Genomic DNA, 24,698 nt, shown 5'->3' on the forward strand with positions numbered 1-24,698 from the left:
CTGGTGGGGGCCGAAGCCCCCACCAGCAGAGCGGCTCACGAGCTGTAGCCCTTGCAGCTGACGTATTCCTGGCAGATGCCCAGCGACTCGACGCCCCCATTGTCGAAGATTTCGATGCGCATGATTCTCACCTCCTTCGCGTCTCTCCGCCGATGCGCGGTCCGGTGTTTTCCGGTGCGCCCACACCATGGCGGGAGCGGACCGTGCAACGCCACGAAAATTCCGCTGGACGGAACTCCGGAAGTGGAACTCAATGCAGCAATACGGCGGACAATGCGGCGGACGGAATGGCAGGTTCGCCGGAGCGTTCGGCGCGTGCGAGGCGGTCTCCTACGGCCGTCGCCGCCAAGGCGACCGCCGCTGTCACCGGTGCGAGCGCCTGGTCGGCCGGGGTCATCGCCGCCAGTGCCGCGATCACGCGCCCGTCCGGGCCGCGGACGGGGAGGGCGACGCAGCTCAGGCCCGGCACCACCTCCTCACGGTCCAGCACCGGGCCCCGCTCGCGGCCCGCCAGGGCCTGGCCGGCGGCCGTGTCGAGCGGGAAGCTCATCCCGTCCCGTACCGGCACCAGCCATTCCCCCCGTCCCGGCACCGAGGACACCGTCAGTGCGAGACCGTCGCGCAGCACGGTCAGTACGGCGCTGGCGCCCGTCGTGGCCCGTAACCGGTATAGCGGCCCCCGGGCCGCTACCCGCAGCCCGGGATACGGCTGCCAGGACTGGCCCAGCCGGAACAGCTGCGGCCCCAGGACGTACCTGCGGCCGCGCCGTTCGACCGCCCCGACCGACGCCAACTGCTCCAACAGACGGTGCGCCGTCCCCTTCGGCACCCCACACGCCACGGCGATCTCCGTCAGCCCGGCCTCACCGCCCCGCCGCCGCACGGCATCGAGTAGCGCGAAAGCGCCGTCAAGCACACCTCTGCCCCCAGATGTTTCCGATGTTTTCGTCACGGGTCCCCCCTCGAAGGCCCGAAGGCTGTGGGAAGTGTGCGAACGGCGGCGGAGCAGCGGTATCCCAGGAATCTGGGGGTGTGTCCGATGCGGCCGAAAGCGGTACATCGGCAAGTCGGCACCGGCAGCCCGCCAACAGCCCGTTTGTCGAACGTTCAACGCGCCGGGCGAGCCCGGGCCCCGTGACCGGTTGGACGGGCCGTCAGGAGGTCAGATGACAGACCCCACCAACTGGCAGGCGGCACACCGGCGGACGGTCCGCGCCGCGCAGCAGGCGACCGGGCCCTCTGAAGCTCGGCCTGGAGTCTTTCCTGCAGCAGCCCCGCCGGTCCGACAGCGTCCACGTCGTCGACGACGGCTCCACTACTACCGCCTACGCGGAAGTGCGCGCCTGGTGGCGGCGGGCCGCCCGGCAGGCGGGCGTCCACACCACCTGGCAGCGCGTCCCCAACGGCGGCAAGCGGCACGCGCAGGCGCACGGTGTCGAGGCCGGCCCGGACGCCGACATCTACATCACCGTCGACTCCGATTCCTACCTCGACCCCCACGCGGTCGAGGAGATCCTCAAACCGTTCTCGAAACAGCGCGTGCAGTCGGTCGCCGGCATCGTGATCGCCACGGACAACAAGGGACCCGCCCGCCCTGTCTACGCGCCGCCCCCAGGTCACGGCTCGCGCAAGGCGGTCCGCCAGGCAAGGCGGGAGCACCGCAAGGCCGTCCTGTACTGGCGCAGCAGCCAGCTGCTGGCCCGCACCACGGACCTGTGGTTCGTCACCTCGCAGATGGTCGACCGCTCCGGGCAGTCCGCCGTGGGCGCCGTCATGGTCAACTCCGGCCCCCTGGCGGCCTACCGCTCCGGCGTCGTCCGCGACAATCCGGGCTCCTACCTGAATGAGACCTTCATGGGGCGCGGGGTGGCGTTCAGCGACGACAGCATGCTCACCCTCTACGCCCAGGAAAGCGGCCTGACCGTCCAGCAGAGCACGGCCATCGTGTTCACCGCCATGCCCGAGCGCTGGAACCACTTCGGCCGCATGTACCTGCGGTGGATGCGCGGCTCGACCATCCGCTCCATCTGGCGGATGCGCTACCTGTCCCTGGCCCGCCCCGCCTTCTGGCCGCACGCCATCCGCTGGACCCAGATGGTCCTCACCCAGCTGGTCACCGTCTGGCTGCTCGTGGTCGAACCCGTCGCCTACGACAACATGCCACCGGCGAGCATGCTCTGGATCCCCTTCCTCCTCGGCTGGGCCCAGGGACTGCGCTACCTCGGCATCATCCGCACCGACGAACGCATCCGCTCACGCCTTCTGGCCTGGCTGATGATGCCGCTGGCGATCATCATGGCCTGGGCCTGGTTCCGCTGGCTGCGCTGGTACGGCATCTTCACCTGCGCCAAGACCGGCTGGGGCACCCGCCAAAACGGCGCCGAGGTCTCCCTCGCAGACAGCACACCGGCGCCGTCGGCAGTACCACCCACCGCTGCCACACCCGCCGCGATGTACACCGCTCCCACACCCGAGACGGTCTACGCCACCACCCACGGACGCACCCTGATCGACCGGCGGCTGTACCTGCCCACCTCCTGGACCGATGACCGGGACCGCTGCCGCCAAGCCGGTATCGGTGACGAGGTGGCCTTCGCCACGAAGGTGGTCATCGCCAAGGCGATGGTCCGCCCGCGATCGCCGACAAGATCCCTTTCCGGTGGGTGACCGCGGACGCCGCCTACGGCTTTTCCAAGGGCTGGCGATACGAACTCGAGCAGGCGGACGTCTTCCACGTCATGGCCACCACCCGGCATGACACCGTCGTCACCCGCTGGTCCATCGACCACCCCGTGCACGAGCTGTTTCCCGGCCTGCCGAGGCAGAAGTGGAAGCGCCCTTCCTGCGCGCAGGGAGCCCACGGCCGGCGGGTCTTCGACTGGGCCCGCGTCGAAGTGCGGCCCTGGCACCGACCGGATCGCCGGCACTGGGTCCTCGCCCGCCGCAGCATCAGCAGACCCGAGGAGATCTTCTACTACATCGCCTACTGCCCCGCCGGCACCACCCTGGATCAGCTGATCCGCATCGCGGGCAGCCGCTGGGCGATCGAGGAATGCTCCCAGACCGCCAAGCAGGAATGCGGCCCGGACGACTACCAGGTCCGCCGCTACCTCGGCTGGCACCGCCACATGACGCTGGCCATGGCCGCCCACGCCTGCCTGACCGTCCTGCGCGCCCGCCAGCTGGACGCGGACAAAGCAGAAACGGATCCTCCCCGCTCATCCACCTCAGCCTCGCCGAGATCAGACGCCTGATCACCCGGCTCACCGACCGCCGGCCCACCCCGGTCGACCACATCCTGCACTGGTCGACCTGGCGACGACGACGCCAACATCATGCCCGCATCAGTCACTACAAGCGACGCGGACACAGTCCCTGAGCTGGCCAGCAATCAGCACAAGCACCGTTGCAGTAGTAAGCCGGGTCGACGACGAGATCAGCGCCATGGACCGCATCCGGGTCGCCGCCCACCACCCTGGGCCGTCACTCCTCCATCGCGTCGACCCCGCCGAAGGCCTCGGGGAGGTGTGGTGCATCCGGCCGGGCCACGCCGACGGGAGGCCGTCGACATGGCAACCAGCACCAGGATCAGGCCCCGCACCCTCGTCCGTGCCTCCGGAGGCTCCCGCTGCGCCGTCGCCCCGGCCGTGGACGCGCTCGGCACCGGCCTGCTGCGGCCCTTCCTGCTGCTCCACGGAGTGCCGGGTGCCGGGCCGTCCGGACACGGGCCGCTGTCACAGGCGTGATGCCTGTTCACCCACGCGTGCTCCTGTCTGCTCTTGTGGAGAACGTCCGCTTGCGCATGCGTGCACACCTGTTGACGCGCACAGGACAAGACCCTTACTTTCCACAGAAAGCGCTTGCTCTCAAGTAAGCCGCCATCTTCTCAGCACAGCCCGCCAAGGAACGTCATCTTCGGCATGTCCGAAAGACGGTACAGAAAGGGCTATCCCCCCATGCGATTATTCAGACGCCGTGCGTCTCGAGCCGGACTGATCGCCGCCGCGCTGATCGCCTCCGCCCTCACCATCCCGCCGTTCGGTTCCCCCTCCCCCACCGCGGCTCTCTCCGCCCCTCCCCCCTCCGCCTCCGCCGCGACCGCCGACGGCTTCGCGGGCGTCAGCGCACTGGGGCAGAACGGCACCACCGGCGGCACGGGCGGCTCGGTCGTCACGGCCGCCACCACCATGCAGTTCCTCGACTACATCTCCCGCCCCGAACCCCTGGTCGTGCAGGTCAGTGGCACGATCACGCTGCCCACCGGATCGCGCGACGGCATGCACCCGGTCGCCTCGGACAAGACCATCGTCGGCCTGGGAAGCACTGCCCGGCTGACCGGCGGCGGACTGCACATCGGCCTCCCGGCTAGTGACGCCATCACCTCGCCCCCCGCCGACGCGGTGCACAACATCATCATCCGTAACCTGTCGTTCGACGGCGCCACGGACGACCTGATCAACGTCCAGATGTTCTCGCACCACATCTGGATCGACCACAACGACTTCTCCGACGGTGACGACGGTGCCGTGGACATCAAACGCGGCTCGGACTTCGTCACCGTGTCCTGGAACCGCTTCCACGACCACGACAAGACCCTGCTGCTCGGGCACGACGACGACAACGCCGCCCAGGACCGCAGACGGCTTCGCGTCACCTACCACCACAACTACTTCGAGGCCTCCGACCAGCGCAATCCCCGCGTCCGGTTCGCCGAGCCGGTGCACGTCTACAACAACTACTACCGCGACAACAGTTACGGCGTCGCCTCCGCCATGGACGCCGGGGTGGTCCTGGAAGGCAACTACTTCCACAGCGTCAACAACCCCGCCCGCGTGGACTTCAGCGGTGACCTCGGCCGCCTGGTCGCGCGCGACAACGTCCTCGTCGAGTGCAACCACCCCGTCGAGACAAGGGGTTCGGTCGTCGAGCCGCGCACGTACTACCCCTACACCCCGCACCGGGCGGCCGAGGTCCCGACCGTCGTCCCGGCCGGCGCCGGCGTCGGAAAGATCTGAGGAACGGAGACGACGATGAGAGACCTCCCTTCCCTCACCCGTCGCGGCCTGCTCGCGGGCACCGCCGCCGCCGCGGCCGTCGCGACCCTGTCGGCCACCGGCACGGGCGGGCGCGCGTGGGCCGGCCCGCCCGCTGCCGTACGGCGGGCGCGAGCCGCCCTGGCGGCGCAGACCGCCGACGGCTTCGCGGGCATCCCCGCGCTGGGCCTGTCCGGCACCACCGGCGGGGCCGGCGGCCCGGTGGTCACCGTCACCAACGCCGACACGTTCCTGGACTACTGCGACCGCAACGAACCCTACGTGATCCAGGTCTCGGGAACCCTGCGCATCAGCAGCAAGCAGGGCGTCCGCTCAAACAAGACCATCGTCGGTCTGGGCACCGACGCGGAGATCACCGGCGGCGGCCTGGACATGTACCGCCGGCAGAACGTAATCATCCGGAACCTGCGGTTCACCGGTGCCGACGACGACTCCCTCAGCATCCAGCAGTCCTCGCACCACATCTGGATCGACCACTGCACCTTCAGCACGGGCGCGGACGGTCTGATCGACATCGTGCGCGGCGCGGACTGCGTCACCGTCTCCTGGAACCACTTCCACGACCACAGCAAGACCATGCTGATCGGCCACTCGGACGCCAACGGCAGTCAGGACCGGGGCAGGCTGCGGGTCAGCTTCCACCACAACTTCTTCGACGGCACGGCCCAGCGCCACCCTCGCGTCCGCTTCGGCGAACCCGTGCACGTCTACAACAACTACTACCGCAACAACACCCTCTACGGCGTGGCGTCCACCGAGGACGCGGGCGTACTGGTGGAGGGCAACTACTTCGAGAACGTCGCCCACCCGATCTACTCCGGCTACGACGAGAGCGGACCCGGCCGGGTGGTGGAGCGGAACAACCTCTACGTGCGCTGCGGACAGCCCGAGACGTTCGGCACCGTCGTCGAACCACGCACCTACTACGCGTACGCCCTCGACGACCCCGCAGACCTCCCCGCCATCGTTCCCGCCGGCGCCGGCGCCGGCCGGATCTGAAGGAGCCCTCGTGCCAGAAATTCCGCCGATCACCCGCCGCGGCCTGCTCACGGGCACCACCGCCACCGCGGCCACCGCCCTGTTGGCCGTCGGCGCGGCCCCGCGCGCCCGGGCCGCCACCCTCCCAGACCGGCTCGCCACCGTGGCGGCGCAGAGCGCCGACGGCTTCGCGAGCGTCAGTGCGCTCGGCCTGACCGGTACCACGGGCGGTGCCGCCGGCCCCACCGTCACGGTGAACACCGGCGCCCAGCTCGCCGACTACGTGGGCCGCAACTCCCCCTGCACCGTACTGGTTTCCGGCCGCATCGAGATCGACGGCATGATCACCGTGGTGGCCGACAAGTCGATCCTCGGCGTCGGCTCCACCGCCGAGATCACCGGCGGGGGCCTCCAACTCGGCTCCACGACCAGGCCCGGCAACAACGTCATCATCCGCAATATCCGTTTCACCCGCGCCTCCGACGACTCCATCAGCGTCACCAACCGCGCCCACCACGTGTGGATCGACCACTGCGACTTCTCGCAGGGCTACGACGGACTGCTCGACATCAAGCGGGAGTCGGACTACGTCACCGTCTCCTGGAACCACTTCCACGACCACAGCAAGACGTGCCTGCTCGGCCACAGCGACAGCTACACCGCCGACCGGGGCAGGCTGCGCGTGACGTATCACCACAACTTCTTCGACGGCACCGACCAGCGCCACCCGCGCGTCCGGTTCGCCGAGCCGGTGCACGTCTACAACAACTACTACCGGAACAACCGGCTCTACGGCGTGGCCTCGACCGAGGACGCGGGCGTACTGGTGGAGGGCAACTACTTCGAGAACGTCGCCCATCCGATCTACTCCGGCTACGACGAGAGCGGACCCGGCCGGGTGGTGGAGCGGAACAACCTCTACGTCGGTTCCGGGGCGCCCCAGACACTGGGCACGGTGATCGAGCCGCGCACCTTCTACGCGTACGCCCTCGACGCCCCGTCGACCGTCCCCACCACCGTCCCGGCCGGCGTCGGTGTCGGCAGGATCGCCTGACCAGGAGGCACACGATGCACCGCAGAAGCACCCTCCTCCTCACGGCCCTGGCCGCACTGACCGCCACAGCCGCCGCCCCCACACCCGCCCCTGCAGTTCCTGCCCCACTGGCGGAGCAGGCACCCACCGGGTTCGCGAGCGTCGACGCATGGGGTCAGAACGGGACCACCGGCGGCGCGGGCGGACCGACCGTGACCGTCTCCACCGCCGCCGACCTCATCGCCGCCGTCCGGGCCGAGGGCCCGCGCACCGTCCGTGTCGACGGCATGATCACGCTGCCCGCAGGCATGTACGACGTCAGCTCCGACAAGACGATCGTCGGCGTCGGCGCGACTTCCGGCATCACCGGCGGCGGCCTCAACATCGGCCTCCCGGCGAGTGACAGCGTCACCGCACCGCCCACGAACGCCGTGCACAACGTCATCGTCCGCAACCTGACGTTCAAGAACGCCAGTGACGACTCCCTCAACATCCAGATGTTCTCGCACCACATCTGGATCGACCACAACGACCTGTCCGCCGGATACGACGGGCTGCTCGACATCAAGCGGGGCTCCAGCTACATCACCGTCTCCTGGAACCACACCCACCACCACGCCAAGAACATGCTGCTGGGCCACTCCGACAAGAACGGCGCCCAGGACACCGGACGGCTGAAGGTGACCTACCACCACAACTGGTACGACCGCACCCCGCAGCGCAATCCGCGCACCCGCTTCGGTGACCCCGTGCACATCTACAACAACTACTTCCTCGACAACAGCGACACCGGCCCCGCATGCAACGCGGACTCCGGCTGCTTCATCGAGGGAAACTACTTCGACGACGTCGAAGAACCCATGACCAACAGCTACTCGGGACCGGAGGGCAGCATCGTCGAACGGAACAACGTTTTCGTCGGCGACACCGGTGAACCGGTCACGGGCGGCAGCGTCGAGGACCCGGCGGACTACTACGACTACACCGTCGACGACCCCCGGACCGTCAAGGACGCCGTGATGGGCGGCGCGGGCCCGGGCACCATCGGCCTCTGAGCCGCACCCCGCATGTGCCTCGGCCCGTGGGGGCGAGGCACATGCGGGGTATCTCTGCCGGCATCCTCACGCAGCCGCGCAACGGCTGCGTCCTGCTCGACGGCCTGACCACGGCCCACCCCGGCGCGTCCGGACTGAGGTCGTGCTCACGAAGCCGAAGGTGGACCGACTGCAGGCACAGCGGACGGGCCGGGTCGCGGCCCGGCTTAGCACTCCAGTTAGATTTCGTGTTCTGAGCTGGTGGTTGTCGTTGTCTGGGTATGGAGGCGATAGCTGAAGTCGGCCGGTGGCAGGCTGAGTTGGAGTCAGTGTTCGCTCGGGTGGCAGGACGGTTTGCTCGGGCGGGTCTACGGCGGCGGATGCGGGACTACGTGCGTGGTCTGCTGGCGCCGGTCGAGCGGAAGAACGGCTGGCAGCCGGCCGAATGGGCCGGCCAGCGCGCCCCGGCGGGCCTGCAGCACCTGCTCAACGGCGCCCGGTGGGACGCCGACGCGGTCAGGGATGATGTCCGCGACTATGTGGCCGAGCGGCTCGGCCCCGGCGGGGTACTGATCATCGACGACACCGGGTTCATCAAGAAGGGCACCACCTCGGCCGGGGTCGGCCGGCAGTACACCGGTACCTCGGGAAAGATCGACAACTGCCAGATCGGGGTGTTCGCCGCCTATGCCCCCGTTCGGGTCGGGCTCTGGTGGACCGGGAGCTCTACCTGCCCAAGGCCTGGACGTCCGATCGTGACCGCTGCCGGGCGGCGAAGATCCCCGACGAGCGGGGCTTTGCAACCAAGGGAGAGCTGGCCCGGAACATCGTCCGACGCTGCCTGGCCGCCGGCCTGCCCGCCGCCTGGGTCACCGCGGACGAGTCCTACGGGCAGGACTGGCACTTCCGCCGCCTGCCCGAGCAACTCGACGTCGGCTATGTGGTGGCGGTACCCAAGTCGCAGCAGATCAAGTCCCTGGCCGGCATCTGGCGCATCGATCAGCTCATCGAGGATGCACCCGGTGATGCCTGGCAGCGGATCTCCTGCGGTGACGGCGCCAAAGGGCCACGGGTCTATGACTGGGCCGCGGCCAAGCTGCCCGCCAACCTCATCTTCGACCCCGACCCGCCGACCCATCACCGCTGGGTCATGGCCCGCCGCAGCCTGTCCGACCCCGGCGAACTCGCTTACCACCTCGCCTACGCCCCCGTCGGCATTGAGATCGCCGAGCTGGCCCACATCGCCGGCTCCCGCTGGGCGATCGAGGAGTGCTTCCAGGCTGTGAAGAACGAGTGCGGCCTGGACGAGTGCGAGGTCCGCCGCTGTCCCGGCTGGTACCGGCACATCACCCTGGCCATGCTCGCCCACGCCGTCCTCACCGCACTCGCCGCCCAGACCGGCGGCGATGAAAGGGGGGCCGCAGAAACGGATCAGCCCTCGTCCCACTCAGCGTGGCAGAGATCCGGCGCCTGCTGGACGCTCTCCTGCCGCACCCCCGGCCTCACCTGGACAGACGCCTACATGCCTTGAGCTGGTCACACTGGCGCAGACGCCACCAAGCCACAGCCCGCTGCTGCCACTGTGGAAGAAGAACCAGGTCAGGACACGAAATCTAACTGGAGTATTAGATGCCATCCGTGTGCTCTCAGGCACAAGCGGCTCTCTGCCTCACCATATAGGGCGCGATGCCGGAGCGATCCGTTGGTCCGCTCGTGGATGCTGAGCATTACTCAGTTCAGTGAGCACCAATCACGACAGACGTAGCTTCCCCAGATCAAGACCCTTGTAGCAACAGCCCGTGGAACGATCCGTCGCCCGCCAGACACATCAAGATCGCTACACCAGAGTGAGCATTCCCTGCTCGCTGCCATCATCCTCGCGAGCCGGCGACAGCATCAGCGCGGAGAGGTACCGCTTGGCAGTGGCCAGGACAGCGCCGGGCTCGGTGGGCGGGACCCGGGCCATACGCCAGGTGCGGCCACTCGGGGAAGCGGCAGCGGTCAGTGGGGGCGTGTCAGTTCAATCAGGAAGTCCTGGTCGGCGGCACCGGAGCAGCGACCTTGGACGACTTCCGCTCCGATGGCGGTGTCCTGGTCGCGCAGGCTCAGACACAGGCCGGTGCTGACCGGACGGATACGGAAGTGGGTCATAGCGGGCGGGCCAAAGCGCTCGAGGCGGAATTGCTGGGCCCGGTTGGTGTCGGCGCAGTCGTCGCGAGGCTCAAGTAGGTCCTGGCCCGAGCCCTTCAGGAGAAGTGTCAGGCAGCCGATGCCGTACTTCGGGTGGTGCCACTGGATCTGCACGACGTCCCGGCCCACTGGTTCGAGGAACACCCGCGGCAGGTTGGTTTGGGTACAGGGCCGTTGGGCGGCGATGGCAGTCTTGTAGCGGCGGGTGCGATCTCTACCCTCGGTCACGCACAGCTTGGGTGTACGGGCGGGGTGAATGTGTGCCCAGCTGCCCACGGCCAGCATGCGTAGATCGGTCACCGGCATGGTAGGCAGTTCGGCCGGTGGCGACGTGTCGCGAACCAGGCCAACGACCCCGAGGGCGCTGATGGCTCCAATACCCGCAGCGCCCACCAGGGCGACCACCCGGCACCACCACCGCAAATTATGTGCGGGGGCAGACGTACCGCCGGCCGCAGCATCATGATCGTCGCCGCCCTCGTCATGGGCGGGGACGGACGCATCGGCGGCGATGCGGCGGCGGGCCTTGAGCCACTGCTGTATCTCGTCCTCGTCGAGGCCGCAGGCATGGGTGAAGGCGTTGACGAACCGTTCGCGAGGCAGGGTGACACGGCCAAGCGTGGTCGCCGTCGTGCTGGCCGGCAGCGTGTGGCCATGTGCGGTGGCTTTGCTCTCAAGCTGCCGGTAGGTCAGCCCGGACCACGTCCGTAATGTGCGCAGCGCGGCATTGAACTCGGCCGGAGTATCGGCCTGAGCTGGCTGCGGCGGCTTCGTTGGTGGCCCTGGGAAAGCTCTATCCGTCTGGGGCATGATCCAAGCATGGCGTCACATACAGCCACCAAGCCACCACAAAATCAGCCTTGTTCGAGCATGTTCGGAGCATGAAGAGCACCGTTCCGAACGAACGTGAACGCTGATTTTCCTTGCCGCCTTCCCGGGCATGCGGACATCCTCAACGGGTCGAGAACGGCGCACTCATCGCACTACCCGAAGAAGGCGTGCAACTCAGCTTGAGCGCATGCACGTTTATTGGCGTTCTCCTCGTTTTCCTGGACATACGCCGCGGTGACCCACCGATTTAAGGGGGCCTGGCGGCTACGTCAGCAGGCACAACGGCGGATTCCGCCATGCTCGGCTATCCGGGGCGCGATGCGGACAAGGTTCTGACCAGCCTGGAAGGCGGGACACCCAACGCTCGTGCGACCCGAGGGGCGGCAAGCTCCCGGCGAGCCTGCGGACTGTCACAGGTCCGCGGACCGCGGGGCGGCGGCATCGTGACGAACCACCATGCCGTCACGCGTGGGACGGCCGGGTGTCCGTACACAAGCAGCTGGCACACGGAGAAAGGTGGGGAAGATGCCTCTCGATCTACGCTACGTCGAGTTCTGCGTTCCCGGGAGCGACTTCTACGACAGGCCGGACGACGCGGCCCAGCCCGCCTTTCCCCTCACCGACGCGCGCATCCCGGCCGCATGGGAACGGCATGTCTCCGGACCGTGGGTCCATCTCCGTCCGAAGGACGGTCAACTGCCGGCTCAAGGCTGGAAGATCCATGTCTCTGGGCATCCGGGGAACGCCGAGAAGATCCTGGGGCAGGTCTGGCACTACTGCGTCGCCCGTGACCTGCCGTTCAAATTCCTGCGCAGTCCCGATGCGCTCGCGCAGGCGAACGCCAAATACGCCAACAGAGGCTCCAGCGGGAAGTTCATCACCATCTACGCCGGCGGCGCGGAGCAGTTGCACCGCACCTTGCTGGACCTGGAGCAACCGCTGACCGGGGAGGAGGGGCCGTACATCCTCAGCGATCTCCGCTGGCGCTCGGGCCCGCTCTACGTCCGGTACGGGGGCTTCATCCCTCGCTTCTGCCAGGACGACAACGGCGACGAGGTGCCCGCGCTGGAGAACGACAAAGGCCAGTTGGTGCCCGACGTGCGCCGCCCTGTGTTCCACGTGCCCGACTGGGTGGCACTCCCGGCGTTCCTCCAGGATCAGATTCAGAGCAACCGCGCCCGCCGCATCGACTTCCCCTACCGCCCGTCCCACGCCCTGCATTTCTCCAACGGCGGAGGCGTATATGCAGCCGAGGCACTGGACACCGGGGAGGCCGTCGTCCTGAAGGAGGCCCGACCCCACGCCGGCCTGGACAGCGCCGGGCGGGACGCCGTCACCCGGTTGCGGCACGAAGCGGATGTCCTCACCAGGCTGGCGGGACAGACCGGCGTGCCACGGCTGTACGGGTACTTCGCGGCCTGGGACCATCATTTTCTGGCCATGGAGCGAATCGACGGCCTGAATCTGAAACGGGCCGCAATGCAACGCACACCGCTTCTCCGGCCCGGCGGCACAACGGCCGAGGAGACGGCCGAGTACGTCTCCTGGGCGCTGCGGGTGGCCGAGCGGCTGAAGCGGATCGTAGCGGCGGTCCATGAGCGCGGTGTAGTGATCGGCGACCTGCATCCCAAGAACATCGTCGTGCGAGGTGACGAACCCGTATTGCTGGACTTCGAGTTCAGCGGAATCGACAACCCCCGGCACGTGGCCCTGCACGGTGCTCCGGGATTTCGCGCACCCGCCGGGGTCACCGGGCGCGACGCCGACCTGTGGGCACTGGCTGCGGTGAAGCTGGACCTGTTTCTTCCTCACACCATGCTGGTGGAGTACGAACCGGGGAAGGCCGTCCAACTCGCCGAGCACGCGGCACGCCGCTACGGGCTCGATGACGACTTCGTCGACTCCATCCTGGCCGGGATGGGGTGGGGGCGGCCGGTGGCACCTGCGGCGACAGAAGCGACGGATTCTCCGCTCCCACCCCCGGCCGCCGGTTCCGGGCCGGTCAGCGGACGTCGCAGGAAGCGGCTGCTGGCGCGTGCCGCGACACCCACCACCCGCCAATTCCTCAGCGGCAGCGACCTGCCGCCCTGGGACGCAAGCATCCGTTCGATGGGGCAGGCGGTGCTGGCCAGCGCCACACCCGAGCGCACCGACCGGCTGTTCCCCGGCGACATCGAGCAATTCCGGGGTGCCGACGGGCTGGGTGTGGCCCATGGCGCCGCCGGTGTCCTATACGCTCTAGCCGCGACCGGCCAAGGCCATTTCCCGCACCACGAGCAATGGCTGCTCGACCGGCTACGGTCGGTGCAGGCGCGGCCCGGCTTCTACGACGGCTTCCACGGTATCGCCCACGTCCTACGGGCGCTCGGACTGCGGGATGACGCGGCAGCGGTCCTGGGGTCAGCCCGGGCTGAGGACGCCGGGGCCCGCGGGTTCGACCTCTTCTGCGGACTTGCCGGAGCAGGCCTGGCCCTGCTCGACGCCGCCCAGGCGGACCAGGACGAGGACCTGTGGGACGAGGTGCACGCCGTGGAACGGCTCCTCGCCAAACGGCTGGCCGAGGCAACCTCCCCGGATTCGCCGCGCGGCCGACCGGGTCTGATGCACGGGTGGGCAGGCCCGGCCCTTTTCTGGATCAGATTCCACGAAGCGACCGGCGGACCGGAGGCACTGGATCGTGCCGCCGCGGCCCTGCGGCGGGACCTGCGTGACTGCGTCCTGACCCGGTACGGCGCCCTAGAAGCCGACGACGGGTGGCGGACCCTGCCTTACCTGCACACCGGCGGCGTAGGGGTGGGCATCGTGCTGACCGAGTACCTGCGGCACGCCCAGGACCTAGAGCTGCTGGAAGCCGACCGCGCCATCGAGAAGGCCGCGTGCTACGACCACTACGGCATGCCAACACTCTCCTTCGGCGGCGCCGGGATCCTGCTGTACCTGTGCCAGCGGCGCGCAGTCGCACCGGATCAACGGATACAGCACCGTATCGATCACATGTTGTCCACTCTGCCCCTCCACGCGCTGCCCTACCAGGGCCACATCGCCTTCCGAGGTAACCAGTCCCTCCGCCTGTCGATGGACTTTGCCACCGGAACAGCCGGAGTCCTGCTCGCCACACACACCACGGTGCACGGTGGCCCAGGACTTCCTTTCCTGCCGCCCGCACGGTGCGGCACCGCAGACCCGGCGGCCGCCACTCTCAAGAGGTGACGGACCTGGCCGGTGCCCGGACGGAATCGCCCGGGCGGACGACACGAGAAAGAGGGTGGGAAAATGAATGAAATCCTGGAGATGCAGGGGCTTCCCGCGGCGGCCGACGGCGAGGCGGCCGAGGCGCTGGTCAGCACGCTGAGCATCGAGTCGCCGTGCCCGGGCTGGCCCAGCACCTTCACCTGGGGCAACTGCTGAGCGTAGCTCAGCCCAGGTAGTCGGCGCCGGGGCGGTCACCGTGGCCGCCCCGGCAGTACAGCACGTCCCGGCAATACCGGCGCAGCCGCAGCCGGATTGATATCTGCCGGACGGGCCCGGCCAACGCCAGAGACGGCCTGTGCGTGCTTGCGCTTGTACCGGCTGCGGGCTCATGCGACGGGCAGGTGGGTGCCGGAGCGGCCGACGCGGCGACTGTTGACGGTGTCGCCGTAGGCGTCGGCTCGGATGGCCAGGTAGGGGAACGTCTGTGCGCCGATCTTGACCTTGTACATGGCAGCGTCGGCGGCGCGCAGGAGCCGGCCGGTGTTTTCGCCGGGCAGGTCCGCGGCGCGGGCGATGCCGAGGGAGACGGTCATCTGCAGCGTGTGGCCGTCGTGGGTGAGGGGCTGGTGCAGCTGCTCGCGCAGGGCGGTGATGTCGGCGAGCGCGGATGCGTTGGGCAGGACGGCGGTGACGGCGAATTCATCGCCGCCGAGCCTGGCGGTCAGGGCTTGCCGTCCTGTGGTCCAGGCGGCGAGGTGTTGGCCAGTGGCGCGGATGACGGCGTCGCCGACGGCGTGTCCGTGGGTGTCGTTGATGGCCTTGAAGCCGTTGCCGTCCAGCAGCATCACGTGCACCGCGGTGCGTCGGCTGGTGCGCAGGAGCCGGTCGCTGTAGGCGGTCGGTTCGTCGCGGCCGGGCAGGCCGGTCAGGGGGTCGCGGCGGGCGGCCTGCAGTCAATCACGCTTCTCGATCGGTACGACGCGGAGCGCCCGGGACACATTCGTCCAGAGGCTGGGGAGGCTGAGCTCGGCTACATGTTCCTGCCAGAAGCGTGAGGATACGGGTACGCCGCCGAGGCGTGCGAAGCGGCACTCGACTGGTTCGCCGACGCGCTCCCCGGTGAGCCGGTGGTGCTCTGTACCCAGACCGCCAACGACCGCTCGATGAGCCTCGCGGCGAAGCTGGGGTTCAGCGAGGTGGAGCGGTTCGAGGAGTGGGGCGCCGAGCAGTGGTTCGGCGTGTGGTCTTCGGTCCCACCGTTCGGCTGTGCTGACGAGCTCGTGCACGGTAGGCGGTGAGGCGTCGAAAGGCCGAGCCGAACCAGCCCGCGGATCGCCGAGACGGACAGCGCGCAAGCTGCAGTAGCGATGGTCGTCGATCGTCTGCCATCACACTGCGGCCCGGCCTTCATCGGCAACGCAGAGGAACTGGCCGCCTACGAGAGATCGCGGGACAACAGGTAGATACCAGCCACCGACTTCGCGTCGGCAGCTCAGTAGGCACCTTTGAAGAGGGGCCCTGGCTCACCGCCCTGCGCTATTTCACCCTCGACGGCACCGGCCGGTGCCGCCTCCCGGGAAGCGTCCGGGTGATCACACTCGAACTCGCATGATTGCGGACGCAACGACAGCCGTGACGGAACGGTCGATTGGACTCGGGGCAGACGTATTGACCTCAAGTGCGCTTGAGGGAGGAGTCTGCCGCCATGGACACCAACGAGATGCAACGACAGCTGCAGGCCCTGACCGACCGCGCTGAGATCACCGACCTGCTGGACCGCTACCTGCGTTCCCTGGACGACGGGGTCTTCGACGAGGAATGGGCTCGCGCGTTCCACACCGAGGACGTCACCGCAGAAATGCCCATCGGCACCGTCCATGGCCGCGATGCCCTACTGGCCCGTATCCGGCGAGGAATGGCGCTGTTCGACCGAACCGCGCATCTCGGCACCAACGCCATCATCGAGATCGACGGCGCCCGGGCCATTGCCCGTTTCGCCCAGCTGAGTACCCACGTCCTGGCAGATGGCTCAGGCAGCGTCTTCATCTCCGCCGGCCATGCCGACACCCGTCTGGTCAGGACGGCTGACGGCTGGCGGATCTCCGCCTCGACACTGCGGGTGGCGTGGACCCAGGGCTCCCCTCCGCAACTGCCGGAAGGATTGGCCCCGGCCCCCTCAGCCTAGGACCGCGCGATTACGTGCGGAGCCAGAGGATGAGTGCCGCGGGGTGGAGTCCGGCCCAGTAGCGGGCGCCGAGTTCGTCGAAGCGGATCGCGATGGCACGGAACTGCTTGAGTCGGTTGAAGCAGCGTTCGACGACATCGCGGGCCTTGCAGAGGCCTCGGTCGAAGGCCGGTGGTCTGCCGCCGGCCCGGCCACGCCGCATCCGGTTGGCCTTCTGGCCCGACGGTGCCCTCGGGCGTGGTCACCTTCGTCAGGCGGCGTGAGGAGTCGTACGCGTAGGCGGTGGCCTTGCCGTCGGTGTCGGTGACCTTCGCCAGGTTGCCCGCCGGGTCCAGGTCGAACACGGCCGTGCGGCCCGTGTGGTACTTGGCCTGCCACTGGCTGGCGTCCGTCTTCACCAGTCGATCCAGCGGCCCGAGCGGGTCTGGGTCAACTTGAAGCCCTTGTGCTCGCTGCCCTCGTCGTGCTGATCGACGATGATCGTGCCGTCGTTCTTGTCCGTGACCTTCGTCAGCGTGCCGTGCTCGTCGTAGGTGTCCTTCGTGCCCGACTTGCGGTCGGTCACGGTGTAGGTGCCGTCCGCGTTCTTCTTCAGGTCCTTGGAGTGGCCCGTCGGCGTGGTGTAGCCGCCGGTGGACGTCTCCTTGAACCGCAGGTGGCTTCGTTCATCTCCAGGAACAGCGATTGTCGATCGGTTCTGGAGTCATTGTCGATCAGCCGGCTCGCAACTGTCGAAGAGAAATGACGGCACTGCCGAGTGAATGAGGGAACGCGGGACGGCCAGCCGCCCGCCAGGACGGCTGGCCGTCGAGGTAGGTAGCGGCAGGAGCGATGCGCATGTGGCGGACGCGGTGCTACGAGTCCAACAGTGCCAGCGCTTCCTTCGCGTTGTGTTCGGCGATTTCCTGCATCGCCGTTCGGTGCTGGAAGTCGCCGTCGAGCAGGCGAAGGGGGCCGGCCACCAGTGAGAGACGCATCGCGAGCATGTAGAGGTCGAGCCGTGCCGGATCGAGTCCGGCGCGGGACAAGTCTGGGTACTGGTCGCCGAAACGAAGCTGCAGGAACACGTGCTCCCACTCGACATCGAAGAACATCAGCCCCTCGATGTCGATGAGAACGGGGTGGCCGGAGGCATCGATCAGAACGTGGTCGGGCCCGAGTTCGCCGTGGATCAGTCCGTGCTGCGTGCGCGGAGCCACTCGTGTGGCCAGTTCCTGCAAGCGATCGCGCAAAAAAGCCGCGGCTGATCCGATGCTGGGGTCGCGTCCGGCCGCTTCAGCGAGGTCCTCGATGGCACGTTCGAGCACCAGCTGCTCGCATGAATCGCCACTCGCTTTGTCGCCCCGTTCGAGCACGTCCACCCTGCCGTAGTGCTGACTGTGCTGCTGGTGCATCACGTCGAGCATGGCGGCCAGCTCGCTCAAGGCATTGGATGCGCGTGCGGGATCCGTTTTCAGGAGCGCTTCCAGAGTGCCGCCGACAACGTCCTCGACAACTGCCACGTCCGCCGGGTAGCGGCGTCGGCTGTCGTCAGCGAGAAGCACCTCTGGAACCCGGACTTCCAGGCCGTCGAGTTTCCGCTGGGCCGCTAGGAAGGGGGCCAGCCCGGAGGCGGGAGCGAACGGGTGGGCCGGGGCGATGGCTTCCGCAGCCGGCCAGAAGTTCTCGGCCTCGGCCCAGCTGTAGACGATCACACTGGCTGCACGCGATCCGCTCGTGTGAACCCGGTAAACCCCCTTCTTGCTCCCGCCGCGCAACCGGTCCACTCCGACAACGAGGGCCTCAGCCCCCAGTGCCTCATGCACGATCCCTGACAAGACTTCACTGTCCGTGAACTGGCGCATCCGTCGACCCTAACCCCGGCCCGATGAACCGTCGGGCCGAGTCGGCTTCCAGTGAATCAGCCGGCCTCGGCGGGTTCTTCGGCTCGTGCCCGGGTGCTGGCGAGGCGGTAGGAGTCGGTGCCGGTCTCGATGATGGTGCCGTTGAAGGTGAGGCGATCGACGATGGTCGCGCAGAGGCGGGGGTAGGTGAAGGTCTTGGTCCAGCCGCCGAACGACTCGTTGGAGGCGATGGCGACGCTGTTCTTCTCCTCCCGCTCGGTCAGCACCTGGAACAGCAGCTCGGCGCCGTGCCGGTCGAATTCCATGTAGCCGAGTTCGTCGATACAGAGGAGGTCGACGCGGCCGTAGCGGGCGATGGTCTTGTTCAGCTGCTTCTTGTCGGCGTACTCGCGAGAGTGCTCAGGTGAGTACAGATAAACGTGCTCAGCCGGATGTCCGCCTGTGGGCTCGTCAGCTGTGGGCGTGCGACGATCGTGTGGTGGAGAGTGCTGATCCTTCGTTTCGTCGGCGCCTGTTGATGGAGGCGCTGACCGTGTTGGCGGCTGATGCCCAGGTCCAGGTGTCCTGGCTGGTCAGGCATGCGGTGATGGCGGACGGGATCGCCCTGGACTTCGATCACGCCTTCCGCATGGCCGAGGCCTTGGTGGCCGAGGGACAGCTCGCCCGCGGAGTCATGGCTGACCTGCAGGAGATCGACGTGGTCCTCAGCGGGATGAGTGGGGACGGGAACGCTGATGGATGGACAGGAGATGCGCTGTCCACCGATGGGGGTTGGGCTCTGGCCCGGCGGCTGGCCCGCCGGGTCCTTGTTGCAGAGCTGGGTGAATGGCAGCAGCTTCTTCCGGAGATCGTTGTCGTCCGGTGACGGGTTTCGCCGTTCTCGCTGGTCAGGCCACCTGGGTGTCCCGCTCGATGGCGGCGAGCCGGTTCTTGAGCCGGTAGCTGGGGCCGTTGATCGAGATCACGTCGCAGTGGTGGAGGAGCCGGTCGAGGATTGCGGTGGCCAGGACTTCGTCGCCGAAGACCTGGCCCCATTCGCTGAAGGTCTTGTTGGAGGTCAGGATGATCGAGCCCTTTTCGTAACGCTTGGAGATCACCTGGAAGACGAGGTTCGCCTCCGTTCGTTCCAGGGGCTGGTAGCCGACCTCGTCCACCACCAGGACACTCGGGCGAAGGTAGGTGCCGAGTTTGCTGGTCAGGCGGCCTGCGGCCTCGGCAGCCGTGAGGTTGCGGACCATGTCGTCGAGACTGGTGAAGCAGATCGAGTAGCCGGCCCGGCAAGCCGCGACGGCAAGGGCGACGGCGATGTGGGTCTTGCCGACTCCAGGCGGGCCGAGCAGGGCGGCGTTCGCCTTGGCCTCGACGAACGACAGGGTGGCCAGGTCCTTCACCTTGCGCGGGTCGAGATCGGGCTGGAAGGAAAAGTCGTAGTCCTCCAGCGTCTTGTGGTGCGGGAGCTTCGAAAGTCGCAGACCCTGGCGGAAACGGCGGTCATCGCGGACGGCCAGCTCCTCGGACAGCACCAGGTCAAGGAAGTCGAGACAACCCATCTTGGCCTCGTCGGCCCGCTGAGCATACTGGTTCAGGGCCTCGGCCAGGTGGGGCAGGCCGAGCTTGCCGGCCGTGGTACGGATGCGGGTGGAGACCAGCTCGCTCAAGACGGTTCCTTCTTCAGGGGTGGTGAACGGGCGGGTGCCGGTCAGCTCGTCATAGACCGACAGTGGACGGCGGCCGACCTTGACGTTGGCGGCCGCGGCCCGGGTCAGCAGGGCCTGCAGCGGCCCGGCCTCCTCGCCCAGAGGTGCCTCGTGGCGAGGTGAGGGCACGAGGTCGGCGGTGGTGACACGGCGGTTCTTGCCATCTGGCAGACCGTCCCAGTGCTCTTCGTCGACGACCCGAACGCCTTTGCCGACCGCTCGCGGGTGGGCAGCCAGCAACGTGGAGCCGATTGCATCGGCGCTGGTGGAGTGCAGCATGACCTGGGACTTCGTGGCCCGGACCTCGATCAGCTGGCGAGGACGGACCTTATCACCTATCTCCCGCTGGAAGGCGGGAAGTTCCTCTATCTGACCACCGTCATCGACCTGGCCTCACGCCGCCTGACCGGTTGGGCGATCGCGGACCACATGCGCACCGACCTCGTCACCGACGCCCTGGCCGCCGCCGAACGCACTCGCGGCAGCCTCGTCGGAGCGGTCCTGCACACCGACCACGGAGCCCAGTAGACCAGCCGGGCCTTCGCCGACGCCTGCCGCCAGGCCGGCGTCCGCCAGTCCATGAGCGCGATCGGCTCCAGCGCGGACAACGCTCTCACCGAGTCCTTCAACGCAACGTTCAAACGCGAGACGCTCCAGAGCCGCAAGTACTGGTCCAGTCAACGAGAGGCCCGCCTCGACGCGTTCGACTGGCTCACCAACTCGTCGATCAGCCGGTCGTCCACACCCTTCGCCGACACAGCCGCTGCCGACTCGACGGCGTCCCGCTCGGCCACGTTCTCACTGAGATCGTTTCATCTTGAACTCGCAGGTCGCGGTACTGGTGTGAGTCCGTGATGCGGTCCTCGTGCTGGCAGGCGGAGTGATCGTCGTCGGGTGATCGTCTGTCACCGCTGGACTTCGCGGTTCGCCAGAACGAGCAGGGCTTGTAGCAGCGTGGTGGCGTAATGGGCGTTCATGCGGTTGCCGGCTGCGCATGTGTGTGACGTGCCCCGTCGGACAAGATGGCGCCCGCCCCCGAAGTCGTAGCGGGTCTTCCGCAGATCCCGATGTGCTCAAAACCCGGTGAACCAATTCACGACCGACTTCGTCTAGACGGTTGAGATTCGTAAACGCTGTTATCCGGGTGCGCTCTTACCGTCAAGCCGTAATCCTTCCATAGAGGTAGATATGCCCCTTTCCGTAATCCTGCTCTTCCTTGTCGCAGCCGTCACGCTTTCTGTATACAGGTTTGTGCGGCGCCGACTGACCACCGGCGCGGCGTTGGGAGTGGCGGTTGGCGCTCTGGGGCTCCAGCTCTTCGGTCTTTGGGTCATGGCCGAGCTCACATTCGCCAACATGGGCTGAGCTCGGCTCTGTCGGGGATTTTGGAGTTTTCCGGTGCGTCGCGGTGGCCGGTGGGTATGCTCGGGGTGTTCCTGGAGTCCGTGCAGTTGTCGAGGTGTCCGTAGTCGCTCCGTCCTCGTTCCGGTGAGGAAGTTCCGCCTCTGACCGCGCAGACCGCGCGGGCGGGCAACCCGGGCGGCACGGCGGCGATGTGGGTGAGAGACCGTCTGAACGGGCTCTGGCGTGACGAGGACTTCGCGGACTGGTATCCGCGGGATGGACGTCCGGGCCTCTCGCCCGCCTATCTGGCCACCGTGTACGTGCTGCAGTTCGTACTCGGCCTGTCGGACCGGCAAGCCGCTGAGGCGGTTCGCTGCCGCATCGACTTCAAGTACGCCACGGCCATGGAACTGGACGATCCCGGCTTCCACCACAGCGTGCTGGCCGACTTCCGTGACTGTCTCACCGAGGGCGACCGCGCCGACCGCCTTCTCGGCCTCGCCCTGGCCCGCCTCAAGGCGGCCGGCCTGGTGCGCGAGCGCACCAGACAGTGCACCGACTCCACCCACGTCCTGGCCGCTGTGCGCGACCTGGCCCGGCTGGAGATGGTCACCGAAGCCGTCCGCGCCGCGCTGGAGGAGGTCGCCGGCACCGTCCCGCACCTGCTGGATGAACTGGTCGACAAGGACCGGGGGCGCCGTTACGGCCGTCCGGTCCGCCTCGGGAAGAACCCAGCCAAGTCCAAGACCAGGGTCCTCACCACCGGCAACGACGCCCTCCGGCTTCCGAGCACCCTGCTCAAGGGCCGCATCCAGCGGCTGGTGTTCGTCACCCACCGCCGCCCCGGGCCGGGCAAGATCGTCAGCCCACGCGACGTGTGCCCGGACACTGGACTGGCCCGCCTCTCCTACGGCTAGGCCCGCGCTCTGCCGGATGAGCACACCGCCCTGCGCGGGTCCGGGACCGGCTGGGACCTGCATGAGTACCGCCATTCCGCCCTGACCCACCTCGGCGAGCAGGGCACCTCGCTGCTGATGCTCATGGCGAAGTCGGGGCACAAGAAAGCCGGAGAACGTCCGCCGCTGCTTCAAGCCGTCTCCGGAGGCGATCGCCGAGCTCACCAGCCTGCTTGCTCCGGGCAACGGCAGACGCTGAAAAGGGGCCAGGGACTGGGATGACCTGTGTTGGTCAGGAGACCGAGGCGCCCTATTCGGAAGAGGCCATGGTCTGTTGCTTCGCGCCTGCGGACGGCGTGCCCTTGAGCAGGCCAACCCCAATGATCAGGGCGGTCAGCGTGAATCCGGCGGCGGCCAGGAAGGCCACGTGGTATCCGCCGACCAGCGATTTCGCCTCCGTCTTCCCTCGGCGACGAGGCTGTTCGTGCGCGCGTTGACGAAGGCGCTCAGCGCGGTCAGGCCGATTGAACTTGCAGGTTGCGGTATTGGTGTGAGTCCGTGATGTGGTCCTCGTTCTGGCAGGCGGCGTGATCGTCGTCGGGTGATCGTCTGTCACCGCTGTACCTCGCGGTTCGCCAGAACGAGCAGGGCTCGTAGCAGCGTGGTGGCGTAATGTGTGCTCATGCGAACTTTGGCCAGAATGCGCCAGGTCTTCAGGTTCGCGAAGCCGTGCTCGACGGCGGCGCGTTCGCGGCTGATCAGCCGGTTCGCCTCCTTCTCGGCGTCGGTGAGGCGGTGGGAGCGGGTCGCCTTGCGGCCGGTGATGATGACCGGAGCATCGTTGGGGTCGTCGTCAAGGCCGACGAAGCCGAGGTCGGCCAGGGCGCCGAGGCCGGCCTCGCGCAGATGCCTGGTGATGTGGTCGTGGCGAGCAGCGGTGATCTCGCTGGCCCGGCCGGGGCGGGCGGAGGAGATCCAGATCAGGTTGCCCTTCTCATCGGTCAGCGCGAGGAAGAGCAGGCCATGGGCCTTGTGTTTCCCGCTGTAGTTCCTGCGGTTGTCCGCCCCGGTGCGGCGGCGGGTGCGCACGAGGGTGCCGTCCAGCAGGACCACCACGCCGCCCCGCCGGGCGATCTTCTTCAGGGCGCGGTCCAGACGCGGGGCACGGGCAGCAAGCAGCCCGAGGACTTCCAGGATCCAGCGACGCACGGTGGAGGCGGAGACGGCGTTGCCGCTGGCCATGTCGACAAGCCGCTGGTCGTGACGGAGCACGGCGAGCACGACGATCGCCTGGGTCCCCGGGGTGACCTTGCGCCAGCGGGTGCCGAGCTGCTTGCGCCGCCTGCGTATCAGGCTGGCGACGAGTTCGATGGTCCGCTTCGACACGGGGAGCCGAACCTGGTAGACAGCATCGCGAGTGCCCTCGGCGGGGCGGTGAGTCTTCACACGCGAACCAACTCCCGCCGGGGGCCCTCACGTTACGGCGAGAACCGGCCGGTCAGCGCGGCAGATAGCGCCCTGATCCGGTCCGCTTCAGCCAGCCCCGGTCGGCGAGTTTGCGCAGCTGGCCGCGGACCGGCTCGACCTTGCCCGGTGCGAGTTCCCGGCCCAGTGCCATCGCGACGTCCTTGGCCATCACCGGACCGTCCGCCCCGGCCACGATCTCCATGATCCACTGGTACTCCGAGGTCAGGGCCTCCAGCCCCATCCCCTCGACACGGTCCGGCACCAACCGCATCCCGCCCGCACCCGGACCAGCCGCGACGCGCTCCGAATCCACGATGCCCGAAGGCCGCCGTCCCCCGTCGGTCGCCTCGGCCCACTGGCCGAACACCACCTCGGCAACCTCCCGCCGGCCCAGCTCGGCGTCAATCTCCGCCAGCTCTTTGCGCAGCAGCTCGGCACGCTCAGTCAGTCGTATCCGCTGCTCGATCGTCCACGTCAGCACGTCCACCATGCGCCTCCCTCCCACTGCGGAACCTACGAGACGCCTCCGGCGGACCACCCCAGAACCCGCGAACCGGCCCGTGGCAGATGATCACCTGCTAATGATCACGCCCGAGACCAGCACGAGCGCGTCAATCCCCACCCACACCAGCGGCCCGACCTGCGAGTTCAAGATGAAACGATCTCACTGGTCATCGATGCATCTTCCATGATCGGGAGTTACACCGAACGATTTACAGTCCCTGCCCAGGCGCACCCGACGCCCATAGTCACCCCGTCCGCTCACCGGCTTCTACGCATCCGAATACTCGGCAGCGTGATCAACGAGTACGGATACGCGGCCTGACCAGCGGCAACGAATTTCCGAACGGCACAGGGTGAGCTGCCCCGAGTTTCATAGAGTCCGATCTTGATTGGTTCAGGCGGACTGCGGGGTTTGCTCCTGGCTGCGCCAGAAGGCTTCCTCGTACTCG

18 protein-coding genes and 11 pseudogenes are annotated in these 24,698 nt (G+C 67.8%); 18 read left to right on the forward strand and 11 right to left on the reverse strand.

The window, feature by feature from the left end; all coding sequences use genetic code 11:
- Nucleotides 1-250: 250 nt before the first annotated feature.
- On the reverse strand, nt 251-916 hold the full coding sequence (locus tag ACFY3N_RS34625; RefSeq protein ID WP_390820767.1) for an IclR family transcriptional regulator: 666 nt from the start codon (nt 914-916) through the stop codon (nt 251-253).
- A gap of 335 nt (nt 917-1,251) precedes the next feature.
- Here ACFY3N_RS34625 and ACFY3N_RS34630 point away from each other — a divergent pair.
- The 8 genes and pseudogenes from ACFY3N_RS34630 to ACFY3N_RS34665 all read left to right on the forward strand — a co-directional run.
- Nucleotides 1,252-1,998, forward strand: a pseudogene (locus tag ACFY3N_RS34630) (glycosyltransferase); the annotation flags it as partial.
- A 483-nt stretch (nt 1,999-2,481) separates the two neighbouring features.
- A pseudogene (locus ACFY3N_RS34635) lies at nt 2,482-3,254 on the forward strand (IS701 family transposase); the annotation flags it as partial.
- 315 nt (nt 3,255-3,569) lie between these two features.
- A pseudogene (locus ACFY3N_RS34640) lies at nt 3,570-3,701 on the forward strand (MFS transporter); the annotation flags it as partial.
- A gap of 255 nt (nt 3,702-3,956) precedes the next feature.
- Nucleotides 3,957-5,015: a polysaccharide lyase family 1 protein gene (locus ACFY3N_RS34645; protein ID WP_390820768.1), complete on the forward strand. Its 1,059-nt coding sequence runs from the start codon at nt 3,957-3,959 to the stop codon at nt 5,013-5,015.
- 15 nt (nt 5,016-5,030) lie between these two features.
- On the forward strand, nt 5,031-6,053 hold the full coding sequence (locus tag ACFY3N_RS34650; RefSeq protein ID WP_390820769.1) for a polysaccharide lyase family 1 protein: 1,023 nt from the start codon (nt 5,031-5,033) through the stop codon (nt 6,051-6,053).
- Between the two features lie 10 nt (nt 6,054-6,063).
- Nucleotides 6,064-7,086 carry a polysaccharide lyase family 1 protein gene (locus ACFY3N_RS34655; protein ID WP_390820770.1) on the forward strand — a complete coding sequence of 341 codons (1,023 nt, stop codon included), beginning with the start codon at nt 6,064-6,066 and terminating at the stop codon, nt 7,084-7,086.
- Between the two features lie 14 nt (nt 7,087-7,100).
- Entirely contained in the window at nt 7,101-8,120 is a 1,020-nt protein-coding gene (locus ACFY3N_RS34660) for a polysaccharide lyase family 1 protein (protein WP_390820771.1), read from the forward strand.
- Nucleotides 8,121-8,380: 260 nt separating this feature from the next.
- A pseudogene (locus tag ACFY3N_RS34665) lies at nt 8,381-9,630 on the forward strand (IS701 family transposase).
- Nucleotides 9,631-10,100: 470 nt separating this feature from the next.
- Here the strand turns inward: ACFY3N_RS34665 and ACFY3N_RS34670 are convergent.
- The gene (locus ACFY3N_RS34670; protein WP_390820772.1) at nt 10,101-11,099 is read right to left on the reverse strand and encodes an XRE family transcriptional regulator; all 999 of its coding nucleotides are present in this window, start codon (nt 11,097-11,099) and stop codon (nt 10,101-10,103) included.
- A 546-nt stretch (nt 11,100-11,645) separates the two neighbouring features.
- Between ACFY3N_RS34670 and lanKC the strand changes: the two genes are divergently transcribed.
- Both lanKC and ACFY3N_RS34680 read left to right on the forward strand, forming a co-directional pair.
- Nucleotides 11,646-14,330 (forward strand): class III lanthionine synthetase LanKC, encoded by a 2,685-nt coding sequence (gene lanKC, locus ACFY3N_RS34675; protein WP_390820773.1) that lies wholly within the window; start codon nt 11,646-11,648, stop codon nt 14,328-14,330.
- 63 nt (nt 14,331-14,393) lie between these two features.
- Complete coding sequence (locus ACFY3N_RS34680) at nt 14,394-14,528, forward strand: class III lanthipeptide (protein WP_390820774.1); 135 nt, start codon at nt 14,394-14,396, stop codon at nt 14,526-14,528.
- Nucleotides 14,529-14,698: 170 nt separating this feature from the next.
- Here ACFY3N_RS34680 and ACFY3N_RS34685 read toward each other — a convergent pair whose 3' ends face one another.
- Nucleotides 14,699-15,265: a GGDEF domain-containing protein gene (locus tag ACFY3N_RS34685; RefSeq protein ID WP_390820784.1), complete on the reverse strand. Its 567-nt coding sequence runs from the start codon at nt 15,263-15,265 to the stop codon at nt 14,699-14,701.
- 9 nt (nt 15,266-15,274) lie between these two features.
- Here ACFY3N_RS34685 and ACFY3N_RS34690 point away from each other — a divergent pair.
- From ACFY3N_RS34690 to ACFY3N_RS34700, 3 genes and pseudogenes are all read left to right on the forward strand, one after another.
- Nucleotides 15,275-15,610, forward strand: a pseudogene (locus tag ACFY3N_RS34690) (GNAT family N-acetyltransferase); the annotation flags it as partial.
- Between the two features lie 30 nt (nt 15,611-15,640).
- Nucleotides 15,641-15,775, forward strand: a pseudogene (locus ACFY3N_RS34695) (DUF6193 family natural product biosynthesis protein); the annotation flags it as partial.
- 242 nt (nt 15,776-16,017) lie between these two features.
- Nucleotides 16,018-16,497 (forward strand): nuclear transport factor 2 family protein, encoded by a 480-nt coding sequence (locus ACFY3N_RS34700; protein ID WP_390820775.1) that lies wholly within the window; start codon nt 16,018-16,020, stop codon nt 16,495-16,497.
- Between the two features lie 10 nt (nt 16,498-16,507).
- On the opposite strand, the pseudogene ACFY3N_RS34705 reads toward ACFY3N_RS34700, so the two are convergent.
- The 4 genes and pseudogenes from ACFY3N_RS34705 to ACFY3N_RS34720 all read right to left on the reverse strand — a co-directional run.
- A pseudogene (locus tag ACFY3N_RS34705) lies at nt 16,508-16,714 on the reverse strand (IS5/IS1182 family transposase); the annotation flags it as partial.
- Nucleotides 16,715-16,718: 4 nt separating this feature from the next.
- Nucleotides 16,719-17,128: pseudogene (locus ACFY3N_RS34710) on the reverse strand (RHS repeat domain-containing protein); the annotation flags it as partial.
- A gap of 223 nt (nt 17,129-17,351) precedes the next feature.
- Nucleotides 17,352-18,341, reverse strand: a complete 990-nt coding sequence (locus ACFY3N_RS34715; RefSeq protein ID WP_390820776.1) for a phosphotransferase — start codon at nt 18,339-18,341, stop codon at nt 17,352-17,354.
- Nucleotides 18,342-18,397: 56 nt separating this feature from the next.
- Nucleotides 18,398-18,730, reverse strand: a pseudogene (locus ACFY3N_RS34720) (ATP-binding protein); the annotation flags it as partial.
- Between the two features lie 89 nt (nt 18,731-18,819).
- Here ACFY3N_RS34720 and ACFY3N_RS34725 point away from each other — a divergent pair.
- Nucleotides 18,820-19,206, forward strand: coding sequence for a hypothetical protein (locus ACFY3N_RS34725; RefSeq protein WP_390820777.1), 387 nt, complete (start codon nt 18,820-18,822; stop codon nt 19,204-19,206).
- Nucleotides 19,207-19,228: 22 nt separating this feature from the next.
- On the opposite strand, the gene istB is transcribed toward ACFY3N_RS34725, so the two are convergent.
- Complete coding sequence (gene istB / locus ACFY3N_RS34730) at nt 19,229-19,999, reverse strand: IS21-like element helper ATPase IstB (protein ID WP_390820785.1); 771 nt, start codon at nt 19,997-19,999, stop codon at nt 19,229-19,231.
- A gap of 309 nt (nt 20,000-20,308) precedes the next feature.
- On the opposite strand from istB, the gene ACFY3N_RS34735 reads away from it, so the two are divergent.
- The 4 genes and pseudogenes from ACFY3N_RS34735 to ACFY3N_RS34750 all read left to right on the forward strand — a co-directional run.
- The gene (locus ACFY3N_RS34735) at nt 20,309-20,566 is read left to right on the forward strand and encodes a DDE-type integrase/transposase/recombinase (RefSeq protein WP_390820778.1); all 258 of its coding nucleotides are present in this window, start codon (nt 20,309-20,311) and stop codon (nt 20,564-20,566) included.
- A 51-nt stretch (nt 20,567-20,617) separates the two neighbouring features.
- Complete coding sequence (locus ACFY3N_RS34740; RefSeq protein WP_390820779.1) at nt 20,618-20,893, forward strand: hypothetical protein; 276 nt, start codon at nt 20,618-20,620, stop codon at nt 20,891-20,893.
- A gap of 698 nt (nt 20,894-21,591) precedes the next feature.
- Nucleotides 21,592-21,813: pseudogene (locus ACFY3N_RS34745) on the forward strand (transposase); the annotation flags it as partial.
- Between the two features lie 348 nt (nt 21,814-22,161).
- Nucleotides 22,162-22,537 (forward strand): annotated as a pseudogene (locus ACFY3N_RS34750) (site-specific integrase); the annotation flags it as partial.
- Nucleotides 22,538-22,588: 51 nt separating this feature from the next.
- On the opposite strand, the gene ACFY3N_RS34755 reads toward ACFY3N_RS34750, so the two are convergent.
- The 3 genes from ACFY3N_RS34755 to ACFY3N_RS34765 form a co-directional block, all read right to left on the reverse strand.
- Nucleotides 22,589-22,894 (reverse strand): hypothetical protein, encoded by a 306-nt coding sequence (locus ACFY3N_RS34755; RefSeq protein ID WP_390820780.1) that lies wholly within the window; start codon nt 22,892-22,894, stop codon nt 22,589-22,591.
- Nucleotides 22,891-23,664, reverse strand: coding sequence for a transposase family protein (locus ACFY3N_RS34760; protein WP_390820781.1), 774 nt, complete (start codon nt 23,662-23,664; stop codon nt 22,891-22,893). The genes ACFY3N_RS34755 and ACFY3N_RS34760 overlap by 4 nt, the downstream gene beginning before the upstream one ends.
- A 112-nt stretch (nt 23,665-23,776) precedes the next feature.
- Nucleotides 23,777-24,235, reverse strand: a complete 459-nt coding sequence (locus ACFY3N_RS34765) for a hypothetical protein (protein ID WP_390820782.1) — start codon at nt 24,233-24,235, stop codon at nt 23,777-23,779.
- Between the last annotated feature and the right edge of the window lie 463 nt (nt 24,236-24,698).

The sequence above is a fragment of the Streptomyces sp. NPDC000348 genome, from assembly GCF_042898795.1.
Taxonomy (GTDB): domain Bacteria; phylum Actinomycetota; class Actinomycetes; order Streptomycetales; family Streptomycetaceae; genus Streptomyces.

What these genes read in the sequence shown, in the direction of transcription:
- ACFY3N_RS34700 (WP_390820775.1), top strand. Translation starts at nt 16,018, where the DNA reads ATGGACACCAACGAGATGCAACGACAGCTGCAGGCCCTGACCGACCGC.
- ACFY3N_RS34740 (WP_390820779.1), top strand. Translation starts at nt 20,618, where the DNA reads ATGAGCGCGATCGGCTCCAGCGCGGACAACGCTCTCACCGAGTCCTTC.
- ACFY3N_RS34660 (WP_390820771.1), top strand. Translation starts at nt 7,101, where the DNA reads ATGCACCGCAGAAGCACCCTCCTCCTCACGGCCCTGGCCGCACTGACC.
- ACFY3N_RS34715 (WP_390820776.1), bottom strand. Translation starts at nt 18,341, where the DNA reads ATGCGCCAGTTCACGGACAGTGAAGTCTTGTCAGGGATCGTGCATGAG.
- ACFY3N_RS34670 (WP_390820772.1), bottom strand. Translation starts at nt 11,099, where the DNA reads ATGCCCCAGACGGATAGAGCTTTCCCAGGGCCACCAACGAAGCCGCCG.
- ACFY3N_RS34680 (WP_390820774.1), top strand. Translation starts at nt 14,394, where the DNA reads ATGAATGAAATCCTGGAGATGCAGGGGCTTCCCGCGGCGGCCGACGGC.
- lanKC (WP_390820773.1), top strand. Translation starts at nt 11,646, where the DNA reads ATGCCTCTCGATCTACGCTACGTCGAGTTCTGCGTTCCCGGGAGCGAC.
- ACFY3N_RS34650 (WP_390820769.1), top strand. Translation starts at nt 5,031, where the DNA reads ATGAGAGACCTCCCTTCCCTCACCCGTCGCGGCCTGCTCGCGGGCACC.
- ACFY3N_RS34765 (WP_390820782.1), bottom strand. Translation starts at nt 24,235, where the DNA reads ATGGTGGACGTGCTGACGTGGACGATCGAGCAGCGGATACGACTGACT.
- ACFY3N_RS34645 (WP_390820768.1), top strand. Translation starts at nt 3,957, where the DNA reads ATGCGATTATTCAGACGCCGTGCGTCTCGAGCCGGACTGATCGCCGCC.